The following is a 522-nucleotide window of genomic DNA, read 5'->3' as shown; positions in this document are numbered from 1 at the left end:
TGGTGCCACCCGAGGGATACCTCGTCGAGGCTCGGCGGATCACCGCCGAGCGCGGTGCACTTCTCGTGCTCGCCGAAGTGCAGACCGGCATGGGCCGGACCGGCTGGTTCTACGCCCATCAGGCAGTCGGCATCGTTCCGGACGTCATCACTCTTGCGAAGGGACTCGGTGGCGGAATGCCGATCGGCGCCTGCATCGCGACCGGGGCAACGGCCGAGTTGTTCGGACCGGGTAAGCACGGTACGACGTTCGGTGGCAATCCGGTGTGTGCTGCGGCGGCACTTGCCGTGCTGAAAACCATTGCAGCGGAAGACCTGATCTCACGCGCCGACAGCTTGGGTAAGTCGATCTCGGCGGGCATCGAAGATCTGGGCCATCCGTTGGTCGACTACGTACGGGGATCAGGACTGTTGCTGGGTGTCGTGCTGACCGAGGACGTCGCGCCGGCGGTGGAAAACGCAGCGCGCGAAGCCGGGTACCTTGTGAATGCAGCGCAACCCGGAGTGATCCGGTTGGCGCCGC

1 protein-coding gene is annotated in these 522 nt (G+C 65.3%); it reads left to right on the top strand.

What is annotated here, in order from left to right; translation table 11 throughout:
- Positions 1 to 522 (top strand): aminotransferase class III-fold pyridoxal phosphate-dependent enzyme (locus ABD369_RS41005; RefSeq protein WP_344641725.1); only part of this gene is annotated, 522 nt, incomplete at both ends.

Source organism: Kitasatospora cystarginea (assembly GCF_039533515.1).
Classification (GTDB): domain Bacteria; phylum Actinomycetota; class Actinomycetes; order Streptomycetales; family Streptomycetaceae; genus Kitasatospora; species Kitasatospora cystarginea.
The sequence above is the reverse complement of the archived record's forward strand: the minus strand, read 5'-3'. Positions and strand labels throughout refer to the sequence as shown.